13 protein-coding genes are annotated in these 11,898 nt (G+C 64.5%); 6 read left to right on the top strand and 7 right to left on the bottom strand.

Annotated elements, in window-relative coordinates; translation table 11 throughout:
- The first annotated feature begins 361 nt into the window (after positions 1-361).
- Positions 362-889, top strand: coding sequence for a hypothetical protein (locus tag G3N58_RS13925; RefSeq protein WP_167036892.1), 528 nt, complete (start codon positions 362-364; stop codon positions 887-889).
- A 134-nt stretch (positions 890-1,023) separates the two neighbouring features.
- Here the strand turns inward: G3N58_RS13925 and G3N58_RS13920 are convergent, their stop codons facing one another.
- The 3 genes from G3N58_RS13920 to G3N58_RS13910 all read right to left on the bottom strand — a co-directional run bounded on the left by G3N58_RS13920 (position 1,024) and on the right by G3N58_RS13910 (position 2,600).
- A complete protein-coding gene (locus G3N58_RS13920) occupies positions 1,024-1,731 on the bottom strand; it encodes a glutathione binding-like protein (RefSeq protein ID WP_167036889.1) in 708 nt (235 codons plus the stop codon).
- A 159-nt stretch (positions 1,732-1,890) separates the two neighbouring features.
- Positions 1,891-2,112 carry a hypothetical protein gene (locus tag G3N58_RS13915; RefSeq protein ID WP_167036886.1) on the bottom strand — a complete coding sequence of 74 codons (222 nt, stop codon included), beginning with the start codon at positions 2,110-2,112 and terminating at the stop codon, positions 1,891-1,893.
- A gap of 296 nt (positions 2,113-2,408) precedes the next feature.
- The gene (locus tag G3N58_RS13910) at positions 2,409-2,600 is read right to left on the bottom strand and encodes a CsbD family protein (protein WP_167036883.1); all 192 of its coding nucleotides are present in this window, start codon (positions 2,598-2,600) and stop codon (positions 2,409-2,411) included.
- Between the two features lie 198 nt (positions 2,601-2,798).
- On the opposite strand from G3N58_RS13910, the gene G3N58_RS13905 reads away from it, so the two are divergent.
- From G3N58_RS13905 to G3N58_RS13885, 5 genes are all read left to right on the top strand, one after another.
- Positions 2,799-3,161 carry a hypothetical protein gene (locus G3N58_RS13905; protein ID WP_167036880.1) on the top strand — a complete coding sequence of 121 codons (363 nt, stop codon included), beginning with the start codon at positions 2,799-2,801 and terminating at the stop codon, positions 3,159-3,161.
- 278 nt (positions 3,162-3,439) lie between these two features.
- Positions 3,440-4,732 (top strand): DNA (cytosine-5-)-methyltransferase, encoded by a 1,293-nt coding sequence (gene dcm, locus G3N58_RS13900; RefSeq protein WP_205999419.1) that lies wholly within the window; start codon positions 3,440-3,442, stop codon positions 4,730-4,732.
- A 57-nt stretch (positions 4,733-4,789) separates the two neighbouring features.
- Positions 4,790-5,236, top strand: coding sequence for a DNA mismatch endonuclease Vsr (gene vsr / locus G3N58_RS13895; RefSeq protein WP_167036875.1), 447 nt, complete (start codon positions 4,790-4,792; stop codon positions 5,234-5,236).
- 295 nt (positions 5,237-5,531) lie between these two features.
- Positions 5,532-6,035, top strand: a complete 504-nt coding sequence (locus tag G3N58_RS13890) for a YbhB/YbcL family Raf kinase inhibitor-like protein (RefSeq protein ID WP_205999418.1) — start codon at positions 5,532-5,534, stop codon at positions 6,033-6,035.
- 91 nt (positions 6,036-6,126) lie between these two features.
- The gene (locus G3N58_RS13885) at positions 6,127-7,548 is read left to right on the top strand and encodes an MFS transporter (RefSeq protein WP_167036869.1); all 1,422 of its coding nucleotides are present in this window, start codon (positions 6,127-6,129) and stop codon (positions 7,546-7,548) included.
- Positions 7,549-7,841: 293 nt separating this feature from the next.
- On the opposite strand, the gene otsA is transcribed toward G3N58_RS13885, so the two are convergent.
- The 4 genes from otsA to G3N58_RS13865 form a co-directional block, all read right to left on the bottom strand.
- Positions 7,842-9,272, bottom strand: a complete 1,431-nt coding sequence (otsA, locus tag G3N58_RS13880; RefSeq protein ID WP_205999417.1) for an alpha,alpha-trehalose-phosphate synthase (UDP-forming) — start codon at positions 9,270-9,272, stop codon at positions 7,842-7,844.
- A 224-nt stretch (positions 9,273-9,496) separates the two neighbouring features.
- Positions 9,497-9,709: a hypothetical protein gene (locus tag G3N58_RS13875; RefSeq protein WP_167283885.1), complete on the bottom strand. Its 213-nt coding sequence runs from the start codon at positions 9,707-9,709 to the stop codon at positions 9,497-9,499.
- A 143-nt stretch (positions 9,710-9,852) separates the two neighbouring features.
- Positions 9,853-10,155, bottom strand: a complete 303-nt coding sequence (locus G3N58_RS13870; protein WP_167036861.1) for a hypothetical protein — start codon at positions 10,153-10,155, stop codon at positions 9,853-9,855.
- Between the two features lie 206 nt (positions 10,156-10,361).
- The gene (locus tag G3N58_RS13865; protein WP_167036858.1) at positions 10,362-11,762 is read right to left on the bottom strand and encodes a sigma-54 dependent transcriptional regulator; all 1,401 of its coding nucleotides are present in this window, start codon (positions 11,760-11,762) and stop codon (positions 10,362-10,364) included.
- Positions 11,763-11,898: the final 136 nt, after the last annotated feature.

The following is an 11,898-nucleotide window of genomic DNA, read 5'->3' as shown; positions in this document are numbered from 1 at the left end:
TAGCATGCCTCGGCACCGGAACCGCGCCGCACCGTGCCGTGCCGCCGGCTCGCGGCACGTCACACGACATGGACGCGTGAGCACCAGATATGAAAACGCCCGATCAGCGTGGCAAAGGTATCGCCAAAGCTGCTCGCACCGAGAACGTTCCCGAACCTATTCGCGGACCACGCTGAAAAGCAGAACGGATTCGTCGTGCAATCGCCAGGCGTCCCATTGAAATTAGCGATGTACTTGCATTTCGTGGCGCGAGTTCTTTTTTCGTTATTTATCGCCGCCGCATAAAAAGCCCCAACCACTTCCATTACCATAAACCGCCAACACGCTCGCACACTCAACCGACTACATACAGAACATGAACATGTCTGCGACATCGACCATCGCTATCGGCGTGGCTATCAATCTCGTGCTTCTTGCCGTTGCCTTTTGGGCAGCATCGAACATCGAGAAAAAGAACGCGCGCATCGTGCTCTTTAGCGGCATCGTCATGTTTTTTATCGCTTTCATGACGGGCGCATTCATTCTGCCGGGCTGGACAGAAGCTCAAAAGATCTTCATGACCTCGATGCTCGCGCTCTTCAGCGGCGTCGCCGGCAATTTCATCGCGGCGTCGGTCAACATCTCGTTGCAGGAGAAGATTGCAAGAGAGAAGAAACCGCCCGTGGATCTTTCCGCCGAGTTCCGACGAGCCCAGGTAAAAATCGTGGCCGCGCACAAAGCCGGCTTGGGGCATGCCCCTGCCCCCGCTCCAGCCGTGCACTTCATGATGGAATTGGTCAACGTGCTGGCACTGACCGAAAACGAGTTGAAGATCGTGAAAGAGCGGGCCCGTCACGACAAGGCAACGTGGATCGTGTTTGCCGACGGCGTATTCGTCGAAGCGGCCTGAGCATTCGCCGCTGCGCCCGCCGTCGCACGGCCCCGCGGCGGCCCAACCCGGCGATCCGCGTTCCTCCGTGTTCCCCCTACCCGCTTCCACTCAAGGCCGGGCTCAACGTCACCCGCCCGGCCCGAGCCCCGCGATCAAGCCGGACGCTGCGGAATATTCAAGCCGCGCGCGACGGCCGGCCGCTCGATAAAAGCAGCGAGCGCGCGCCTCACGTTCGGGAAATGCTGAATGCCGACCAGCTCGCCTGCCTCGTAAAAGCCCACGAGATTACGCACCCACGGGAAGATCGCGATATCGGCGATCGAGTACTGATCGCCCATCACCCATTTGCGTCCTTCGAGGCGCTGTTCGAGCACGCCGAGCAGCCGTTTCGACTCGGCGATGTAGCGATCGCGCGGACGCTTGTCCTCGTATTCCTTGCCGGCGAATTTATGGAAGAAGCCGACCTGACCGAACATCGGGCCGATGCCGCCCATCTGGAACATCACCCACTGAAGCGTTTCGTAGCGGCCGGCCGCGTCCTGCGCGATCAGTTGGCCGCTCTTGTCGGCAAGATAGATCAGGATCGCGCCCGATTCGAACAGCGGCAGCGGCTTGCCGTCGGGGCCGTTCGGATCGAGGATCGCCGGGATCTTGTTGTTCGGGTTCAGCGACAGGAATTCCGGCGTCATCTGATCGTTGGTATCGAAGCGCACCAGATGCGGCTCGTACGCCAAGCCGGTCTCTTCGAGCATGATCGAGACTTTCACGCCGTTTGGCGTCGGCAGTGAATAGAGCTGAATCCGCTCCGGATGCTCGGCGGGCCATTTCTTCGTAATCGGGAAAGCGGACAAATCGGTCATGGGATTGGGTCGCCTCATGCGAGAGAAATTTCAAGACCGGCCAATATAAACCGACACGGCGCAACGCGCGCGGCGACAAAATCTTCGCGGGCGACGCCGTCGCCTTCCGGCTTCGCTACCTCGCTCCCCGGCCTCGCGTCGCCGCCCACACCGGACCGCTCACCATAAATCCTTGGTCGCGGTCCCTGCTCGCACGTTATATCCGTCGCGCCACAAGGCCGCGCCGACCGTCAGCAGCAGCGTCTTTTCGTTGCCGTCGAGCAATTCCCACGCCGCCGCGAGCCAGGCGGCGAAGCTCGCGCAGGCCGCTTCGAGATCGGCCGGTGTCTTGCCTTCCAGGTACTGCCGCTCGAACATCGAAAGCATTTTTTCGGGTGTCATGGGCGCGATCTCCTTGTGGGATGCGCCCAGTCTAAAGGCGACACGCCGCGCACGGAACGTCCGCCATCGACATCGCGGGTTACTCCCAGGCACCGGCACACGCCACGGCGCAAACCGCCGTATCTGCAATACCCGTCACGAGCCGTCCGCTCTCCGTCCGCTTGCCGTCCGCGTTGTGTCGACGCACGGCACCGCCACGTCAAACCAGCACATCAAGGTACGCACCGCATAAAACGCAAAGGCGCCGCCGCCTCGGCGACGCCTTTGCTCCGACGGCAAACCACACCGGGCAAAATTTACGGCTTGTTGCGCTTCGCCTCGTCCTTCGCTTCTTCCTTCGCGTCGCCGTAGGCCTTCTGCACCTTGCCGGCGCCTTGCTGCAGATGGCCCTTCAGCTCTTTGGCAGGGTCGTTCGTCGCCTTGCCGACGGCTTCGTTGATCTTGCCTTTGATCTGTTCGCCTACGCCCTTCACTTGATCCTTGTTCATATGCGACTCCGTTTCCGCGATAAGCCCACATGCCGGCGCGGCATTGCGCCGGTATCGCGGTACAGCAACGGCTATGCCCGAGAACGCCGTCATGCGCGGCGCGGAATCGCGCCGCGCATGCCCGCGATAGCGAAAAATTTCTCATGAGCAGCCTAAAGTCGCGCCGGGCACGGCCGTAACAAAAATCATGGAGGAGCCATGGACAACCTGCTCACGACGCTTTCGGGATCATCGCAAGCCGCGCTGATCGACCAGGACCTCGCGCACATCGCACGCGTCATGCCGGTGTCGCTGCGCGGCGATTTCGGCGGTCCGATTCTGCCCGCCGTTTACTGGCGCAAGCGCCTGCATGCGCTGTTCGACGTCGGCCATCTCTCGCACGCGCAGTTCTGCAAGGTCGACAGCCTGCTGCTGCAACTCGACCGCCTCGAATCGGCGCCGCTGCCCGAATGGGAGCGGTTCGCTCCGGCGGCGGCCGCGCCGTTGCCGCACGAGCACGCGTCAGGTGCGGCGTATTCGGCGCGCTCCAGCGGTTCCTCGCAAACGGGCCGCCCCGTCTGACGCGCTGCGTTCCACGTTCGTCGCTCTGCAAGCGCCGCCGCAAAAAAATTGGCCGCGCACACCGTCACGGGGCGCGGCCATAAACACACAGTGCAACGCAGGGAACCGGCGTCACAAGACAAGCCTACACGCCGAACCGTGACAAGCACATTTCTCCACCGATGAATGTCGTGACGAAGCGAACCCGCGGAGAATTCCTTGAGCATCGGCGGTAAAAATAGGGAAATGGGACAACCTTAGGTCATAATGTCCGCAAATATTCCCAGCAAGGACGCCACGTGACCCTCGCCGCTCCGCTCGACCTGCTCCGGCAGGCGCGCGCCCGCTTCACTCAACGCGAAATCGCCGCCCACGTCGGCAAGGACATCAAAACGGTACGGCGCTGGGAAAAAGGCGAAACGCCTTGTCCCGCGATGCTGGAGCCCGCTTTGCGCGATCTGCTGCAACAGGGCGCGCGCACGGCGAACCACACGAGCGGCGCGGCGCGCTTTCGCTTCATCGATCTGTTCGCGGGCATCGGCGGCATTCGCATGGGCTTCGAGGCGCATGGCGGCGAATGCGTGTTCACGAGCGAGTGGAACGAGTTCTCGACACGCACCTACTGCGAGAACTACGGCGAACACTATTCCGGCAGCGCGGAGCATGAGCTGATCGGCGACATCGTCGCCTTTCCCGCCGAAGACGTGCCGAGCCACGACGTGCTGCTCGGCGGCTTTCCGTGCCAGCCGTTTTCGATCGCCGGCGTCAGCAAGAAAAACGCGCTGGGGCGTCCGCACGGCTTCGAATGCACGACCCAGGGCACGCTCTTTTTCGACGTCGCGCGGATCATCGCGGCGAAGCGCCCCGCCGCGTTCCTGCTCGAAAACGTGAAGAACCTGCTCTCGCACGACAAGGGCCGCACCTTCGACGTGATCCTGCAAACGCTGCGCGACGAACTCGGCTACGAAGTGCATTACCGCGTGATCGACGGGCAGCATTTCACGCCGCAGCATCGCGAGCGCATCATCATCGTCGGCTTTCGCGGCAAGACTGGGTTCTCGTGGGACGACCTGCGCCTGCCTGAGCACGGCCCGCGCCTCGGCTCGATCCTGCATCGCACGGACGGCAGCGAGCCCGTGCTGCCGTGGGACCACGACCGTTTCTTCGACCACGCCGCGCGCCGCGTACAGCCGAAGTACACGCTCACACCGAAGCTATGGGCCTATCTGCAGAACTACGCGGCAAAGCATCGTGCGGCCGGCAACGGCTTCGGCTTCGGCATGGCGTATCCGGATAGCGTCACGCGCACGCTCTCGGCGCGCTATCACAAGGACGGCTCCGAGATCCTCGTCTATCAGGGCGAAGCGCTGCGGCCGCGCCGTCTCACGCCGCGCGAATGCGCGCGCCTGATGGGCTTTCCCGACACCTTCAGGATTCCGGTCAGCGATACGCAGGCCTACCGCCAGTTCGGCAACAGCGTCGTGATGCCGGTGATGCGCGAAGTGGCGCGTATCATGCAGCCGCATCTGCAAACCCTACTCGCGAGTCCGACCCGCCATGGTTCGAAACAGTCTTGGCCGCTCCATGCGTGAGCGGTCCCGCACGCGAGGCAGCCGGCGCGCCGCGCATGCTTCGCCGGGACGCTGACGATGGTCGATATCGTCGATAGCGCGACCCGCAGCCGCATGATGTCCGGCATTCGCGGGCGCAACACCAAGCCGGAAATCCTGATCCGCAGCCTGCTGCACCGGCAGGGTTTTCGCTTCCGGCTCGACGCCCGCGATCTGCCGGGCCGGCCCGACATCGTGCTGCCGCGCTATCGCGCGGTCGTGTTCGTGCATGGCTGCTTCTGGCACGGCCACGACTGCCATCTGTTCAAATGGCCGCAGACGCGGCCCGAGTTCTGGCGCGAGAAGATCGGCCGCAATCGCAGCAACGACGAGAAGGTGCACGCCGCCTTGCTCGCGAGCGGCTGGCGCGTCGCCGTGGTATGGGAATGCGCTTTGCGCGGCGCGAATCGCGATATCGCGGGCGTGCTCGAACGGCTCGTCGCATGGCTCAAAAGCGACGCGCCGGAGTTCGAAGAACGCGGATGAAAAACAGCGTTAGAACGCGCCAGGACGGCTGAAAAGCGCGCGCTGCCCACGTCTCGTGCGGTAGTCCGGCGGCCGCTGGTGATACACTCGAAAGGCTTGTTCGGAGCGCTTTCGGGGGGCTGTCGAGGGGTTCCCGGAATGCGTATCGGCGTACGTATCGCCCTGCATCCGCAATGCGTGCAGGCGCCTGCGCCGCACGTTGCGCAACACGTCGGCGGGCCGCCCAGGTGCCTTCGTCCGCCTCGCAGGCGCACGCTCCGACGCTCGCAGAACCAATCAACAAGGGAGGCACATCATGGCTGACTTCCGTCTTTGGTCCGACGACTTTCCCACCAACGGCTTCATGCCGAAAGCCCACGAATACGACGACAAGGCATTCGGCGTCGACGGCGAAAACATCTCGCCGTCGCTGCAATGGGAAGCTCCGCCCGCGGACACGCAAAGCTTCGCGCTCACCGTTCACGATCCCGATGCGCCGACCGGCAGCGGCTTCTGGCACTGGGTCGTCGTCAACATTCCGGCCGATGCGCGCGCGCTGCCGCGCAATGCCGGCAAGGCCGACGGCGCGCTGCTGCCGCAAGGTGCGCTGCAGGTGCGCAACGACTACGGAACGGTCGGCTTCGGCGGCGCTGCGCCGCCGCGCGGCGATCGCACGCATCGCTACATCTTCCGGCTGCATGCGCTGAAGGTGCCGCATCTGCCGGTCAACGCGGACACCACCAACGCGGTGGCGCGCTTCATGACCCACCTGAACGAAATCGACTCGACCACTCACACGGGCCTTTACGAACTCAAATAACGCAGCAGGATGCGGCGCCGGCGTGGGCCGAAGCGGCCTTCACGCCGGGTCGCGCGACTGCGCAGCCGTCCCATCACAACTCGAACAATCGATGCACGCACAATCCTCGCGCAACGACGGCTCCACCCTCGCCGCCTCGCCGGCACAAGGTGCCGAACACCAGGGTCTGCCGATTCCGCAACGCTACTGGGCGATGCTCGTCATCGCGCTCGGGCTCACGCTCGCGGTGCTCGACAGCGCAATCGCCAACGTCGCGCTGCCGACCATCGCGCGCAACCTCAACGCCAGCGCCGCCTCGTCGATCTGGGTCGTCAACGCGTACCAGCTCGCGATCACGATCACGCTGCTGCCGTTCTCCTCGCTCGGCGATCGCATCGGCTACCGGCGCATCTATCTGTCCGGGCTGATCGTCTTCACGGTCGCCTCGCTCGGCTGCGCGGTCTCGACCTCGCTGACGACGCTCGCGCTCGCGCGCGTGTTCCAGGGCTTCGGGGCGGCCGGCGTGATGAGCGTGAACACCGCGCTCGTGCGCATGATCTATCCGCCCGCGCAGCTCGGGCGCGGCGTCTCGATCAACGCGGTGGTGGTCGCGGTGTCGTCGGCGATCGGACCGACGGTCGCCTCGGGCGTGCTTGCCGTCGCCTCGTGGCCGTGGCTGTTCGCGATCAACGTGCCGATCGGCGTCGCGGCGATCGTCTGCGCCATCAAGGCACTGCCGCTGAACCGCGGCCACGAATCGCCGTACGACTATCTGAGCGCGGTCATGAACGCATTCGTGTTCGGCCTGCTGATTTTCGCGGTCGATGGCCTCGGTCACGGCGAGCTCTTCGGCTACGTGACGCTCGAAGCGCTCGGCGCACTCGTGATCGGCTACTTCTTCGTGCGCCGTCAGCTCAGGCAGTCCGCGCCGCTCCTGCCGATCGACCTGCTGCGCATCCCGGTGTTCGCGCTGTCGATCGGCACCTCGGTCTGTTCGTTCTGCGCGCAGATGCTCGCGTTCGTGTCGCTGCCGTTCATGCTGCAGGAAACGCTCGGCCTGTCGCAGGTCGAAACCGGTATTTTGATGACACCGTGGCCCGCGATCATCATCATCGCGGCACCCATTGCCGGCGTGCTGTCGGACAAGGTGTCGGCCGGCTGGCTCGGCGGCATCGGGCTCGCCGCGATGACGGCCGGGCTGCTGCTGCTCGCCACGCTCGGCCCGCATCCGGACGCGCTGCAGATCGCCTGGCGCATGGCGCTGTGCGGCGCGGGCTTCGGCATCTTCCAGTCGCCGAACAATCGCACGATGCTGTCTTCGGCGCCGCGCGAGCGCAGCGGCGGCGCGAGCGGCATGCTCGGCACCGCGCGCCTGACCGGACAGACGCTGGGCGCGGCCCTGGTCGCGCTGATCTTCGGCGTCGCGCCGCAGAACGGGCCGATCGTTGCGCTGTATGTCGCCGCGGGTTTTTCGGCAGTAGCCGCGCTCGTGAGCACGATGCGGATCATGCAGAAGGTGACGCAGCCGGATTGAGGTTGCTGCGCGTGTGGTCGTGTGGTCGCCTAGTCGCGTACTCACGTTCCCGCGGTCGTGCTTGCGTGCCTATACGCGTGTTCATGCGCGTGCACGCAAGCGCATGAACACGCGTAGAAACACACGCGGCCCATAGGCCCACGCAAACGAAGGGCGCGCATCGCACGACGCGATGCGCGCCCTTCCTTCATTGCTCCACGTATTGCTCCAGGTCTCCTGGCGCGCTACCGCGAATCAGACGTGATCGGCATGGGCGCCATCCGCGGCCACCAGCGCGGACGACGCCCCTGCGCTTACGACGACGATGCCGTCACGTCAGCGAGCTTTACCGCTTTGGCCCTCACCGAAGACGCGGTCGCGACGTTGCGCAGATCGTCGAGGAACGTATCGCGCCACACCGACAGGTTGTTCTCGCGCATCGGCTTCATCATGTCCGCGTGACGCGCCTGGCGCTCGGCGAGCGGCATCGAGAGCGCACGTTCGAGCGCTTCGGCCATCTGCGAGAGATCGAACGGATTGACGACGAGCGCGCCCGGCAACTGCTCGGCCGCGCCCGCGAACTGCGACAGCACGAGCACGCCCGGATCGGCCGGGTCCTGCGAAGCCACGTACTCCTTCGCGACGAGATTCATGCCGTCGCGCAGCGGCGTCACGTAGCCGACCTGCGACTGGCGGAACAGCGCCATCAGCAGATTGCGCTCGTATTTGCGGTTCAGATACTGGATCGGCGTCCAGTCGAGCTGCGCGAAACGGCCGTTGATGCGCCCCGCCTCGCCCTCCAGCGTCTGCCGGATGCGCTGATAGGTCTGCACGTCGGCGCGGGTCGGCGGCGCGATCTGCACGAGCGAGACGCGGCCATGCCAGCCGGGCGCGTTCAGCAACAGCCGCTCGAATGCCTGGAAACGCTCGACGAGCCCCTTCGAGTAATCAAGCCGGTCGACGCTCATGATCAGCTTGCGGCCGCGCATGCCGTCGCGCAGGCTGCGCACGGGCTTGCGGTCGATGAACTGCTCGGCGGCCCTGGCGATCGCATCGGGATAGATACCGATCGGATAGGCGCCCACCTTGAGGAAGCGATTGAACGCGTGGACCATGCCGTCTTCGCTCGATGTGCCGTGCTGGCCGCGCTCGATGTAGTCGACGAACGACTGGCGGTCGGCTTCGGTCTGGAAGCCGATCACGTCATAGCTGCACATCGCCTTGACGAGTTCGTCGTGCGGCGGAATCGTGCGCAGCACCTCGGGCACCGGAAACGGAATGTGCAGGAAAAAGCCGATCGGGTTCTGCACGCCCAGTTCGCGCAGGCAGCGCGCGAACGGCAGCAGATGATAGTCATGGACCCAGATGATGTCGCCCGGTTCGAGCAGCTCCTTGAGCTGCTTCGCGAGCGTCGCGTTGACGCGCTGATAGCCGGCGTACTCCTGGCGGTCGTAGCGCGAGAGATCGTTGCGATAGTGGAAGGTCGGCCACAGCGTCGTATTGGAGAAGCCACGGTAGTACTGATCGTAGTCGCGCTTGGTGAGGCCCACCGTCGCGTAGGTCACGTTGCCCTGTTTTTCGATCACCGGGGCGGACGGCTCGCCCACCGTTTCGCCGCTCCAGCCGAACCAGACGCCGCCGGTCTCCTTCAACGCGTCGAGCACGCCGATGGCCAGCCCGCCCGCCGCGGGCCGCGCCTCCTGGATCGGTGCGACACGATTCGATACCACGATCAATCTGCTCATTGGTACTCCATTGTTTCGTTGTATGCGGATATGTGCCAAAACGGTGCACGCAAGTGGCGTGCCGATTTCCGCGGTATCTCGAAAATAAAAATATATTCAACTGCGTTGGACGAGCAAAAACGCGCGACCACAGACCATCGCGAAGAAGTTTTTTCTGTCTTATATGATGAAACAGGAAGCCTTGTTTACCGGTCCTCGTGCCTGCCCGAAGTGGCCGCCGGGGCTCAGGCGTCCTGCTCCGAGCCGAGGTCGCGCTGGTATTCGAGCCCTTCCTGACGCACCCCGCCCTGATTGTGTTCGCCGTCCGGCGGCGTATGCGGAGCGATCCGGTTCTGCCCGGCCGGGTCCGGCGACACGGCCGGCTCGGCGTTGCCGTCGCCCTGCCGGGGACCGCGCTTCGAGTGCCGCGCGGAACGTCGCAATGCGGGATGCCGCATGATCGATGCCTCCAGGGGAAGCTCGCCGCTGTGGCGGCATTCATACAGTCTAGGGGGCGTGACGGCAAATTGCCGGTAAAAAATGCCTCGGCTTTGTAACAAGTACATCAATTCGCCGCCGCGAACGGGGCGTTTTGCATGATTTAGCCTGTCGCGGCGCGAGGTCCGGTGCGCGGATTGCCGTGACGATGCGGCCAGCGCTTCTGGCGGCGCAAGCGCATCGGCCGCAGTGGACGTGCATTGGCCTGAGGCGCTTGCGTCGGCTGCGGCGGCGGATCGCCGATCGGCGGTGCAAACGGTTCGTCGGGATCGATCGGGTCGGGGCCCGGCGTTGGAAGCGTATCGGGTTCGCCCGGATCGGGCGGCGCAGTGGGCGGCTCGACCGGCTCGGGCCGGTGAGCGCGCTTCGGCAGCGGCGGCTCGGGAGCGGCAACGTCTCGCGGCATGTCGGTGTCCTCGTTTTGCGTTTCGTTGAAACGCAGCAAAGGCTGTGCCGTTTTGCGATGCGCGCGCGGTCGTCTGGGGAGTCAGGTTTGGCGTGCCGGGTTAGCGTGCTGATTCAGACTTATCGAAGCGAAGCACCGGGCGAACCGGCGCCGCTCAACGCGACTGGCGCGAACCCGCAGCGTTCTACGCCAATCGCCGCGTCGAATCAGGCGTTCGCGCCGCCCAGCGCGCGCGATTCGTCGGCGGCGTCGCCGTCTTCACGCGCATCGTTGCCATATTCGACGAGGCGGTTGTACAGCGTCTTCAGACTGATGCCGAGAATTTCCGCGGCGCGCGTTTTCACGCCGCCGCATTGTTCGAGCGTCGCCAGGATCAGCTGACGGTCCGCTTCGGCGAGCGACGTGCCGAACGGAATCGTGATAGCGGTGCCGGCTGCGGGCTTCGACAGCGTGATCTGCAACGGCACGGTCGCGGTGCTGTCCGAATCGGCGCCCGACATGATGTGCGCGCGCTGCACGTAGTTCTTCAGCTCGCGCACGTTGCCGGGCCATGGGTACGACAGCAGCATCTCCTTGACCGCGGCCGGAAAATGCTTCTTCGTGTCATGGCGCTCGTTGAGTTCGTCGAGGAACGCCTGCGCGAGCAGTTCGACATCCTTGCCGCGATCGCGCAGCGGCGGCAGGCTGATCGGAAATACGTTCAGGCGGTGATAGAGATCGAGCCGCAGCTTGCCTTCGAGCACCGCCTGCTCCGGATCACGGTTGGTGGCCGCGATCAGGCGCACATCGGTTTCGATTTCCCGGGTCGTGCCGACGCGCATGAACATGCCGGTTTCGAGCACGCGCAGCAGCTTCACCTGCAACTCGATCGGCATCTCGGTGATTTCGTCGAGGAACAGCGTGCCGCCGTTCGCACGCTCGAAATAACCCTTGTGCTGGCGGTCCGCACCCGTGAACGAGCCGCGCTCGTGGCCGAACATTTCCGACTCGATCAGGTTCGGAGAAATCGCGCCGCAATTGACCGCGAGAAACGCATGCTTGCGACGCAGGCTCAACTCGTGCAGCGTCTGCGCGGCGACCTCCTTGCCGGTGCCCGATTCGCCGACCAGCATGACCGAGGCCGCCGTCGGCGCGACTCGGCTGATCTGGTCGTAGACCTCCTGCATCGCCGGCGAATTGCCGAGCATCAGACCGAAGCGGCCCATGCGGCGCAACTCGCCGCGCAGCGTGCCGATCTCCGCCTTGAGGTCGCCGGCGCGCGGCAGGCGCGAGAGGATCGCCTTCACGCGCTGCATGTTGATCGGCTTCACGAGGTAGTCGGCGGCGCCCATCTTGAGCGCGCTGACCGCCGACTCCACGGTCGCGTGACCGGTAATCACGATCACTTCGACGCCGGAGCGCGGATCGAGGTCTTCGAACAGATCGACCCCGCTGCCGTCAGGCAGCTTCAGGTCGGTGAATACGACGTCCGGCATCTGCCGGACCAGTTGAATACGCGCTTCGCGCAAATCGCCCGCGGTGGCGGTGGTCAGGCCGTCTCCCCCCATGATTGCGGAAAGCGCCTCGCGGGTAGCTGCGTCGTCATCGACAATCAGTACATGTGGCATCGCGTCTCGAAAGCCTGCAAGCGTGGGTCAAGAAAGGAGCGAAACATGCGGATCGCATGCCGCCAGGCAGGCCGGCTGCGTGACCCGGAACCGCGCTGGAGTCACACCGAATTCACGTCCGGCCGACCACTGCGAA

This window comes from Paraburkholderia sp. Ac-20342, from assembly GCF_017104985.1.
GTDB lineage: Bacteria > Pseudomonadota > Gammaproteobacteria > Burkholderiales > Burkholderiaceae > Paraburkholderia.
Note: the sequence above shows the minus strand (reverse complement) of the source record. Positions and strands in the feature narration are given on the sequence as shown.

Bases quoted from the DNA above. Each gene is read 5' to 3' on its own strand.
- G3N58_RS13925 (WP_167036892.1), top strand. From the start codon at position 362: ATGTCTGCGACATCGACCATCGCTATCGGCGTGGCTATCAATCTCGTG.
- G3N58_RS13865 (WP_167036858.1), bottom strand. From the start codon at position 11,762: ATGCCACATGTACTGATTGTCGATGACGACGCAGCTACCCGCGAGGCG.
- G3N58_RS13920 (WP_167036889.1), bottom strand. From the start codon at position 1,731: ATGACCGATTTGTCCGCTTTCCCGATTACGAAGAAATGGCCCGCCGAG.
- G3N58_RS13875 (WP_167283885.1), bottom strand. From the start codon at position 9,709: ATGCGGCATCCCGCATTGCGACGTTCCGCGCGGCACTCGAAGCGCGGT.
- otsA (WP_205999417.1), bottom strand. From the start codon at position 9,272: ATGAGCAGATTGATCGTGGTATCGAATCGTGTCGCACCGATCCAGGAG.
- G3N58_RS13870 (WP_167036861.1), bottom strand. From the start codon at position 10,155: ATGCCGCGAGACGTTGCCGCTCCCGAGCCGCCGCTGCCGAAGCGCGCT.
- vsr (WP_167036875.1), top strand. From the start codon at position 4,790: ATGGTCGATATCGTCGATAGCGCGACCCGCAGCCGCATGATGTCCGGC.
- G3N58_RS13910 (WP_167036883.1), bottom strand. From the start codon at position 2,600: ATGAACAAGGATCAAGTGAAGGGCGTAGGCGAACAGATCAAAGGCAAG.
- G3N58_RS13915 (WP_167036886.1), bottom strand. From the start codon at position 2,112: ATGACACCCGAAAAAATGCTTTCGATGTTCGAGCGGCAGTACCTGGAA.
- G3N58_RS13890 (WP_205999418.1), top strand. From the start codon at position 5,532: ATGGCTGACTTCCGTCTTTGGTCCGACGACTTTCCCACCAACGGCTTC.
- G3N58_RS13905 (WP_167036880.1), top strand. From the start codon at position 2,799: ATGGACAACCTGCTCACGACGCTTTCGGGATCATCGCAAGCCGCGCTG.
- G3N58_RS13885 (WP_167036869.1), top strand. From the start codon at position 6,127: ATGCACGCACAATCCTCGCGCAACGACGGCTCCACCCTCGCCGCCTCG.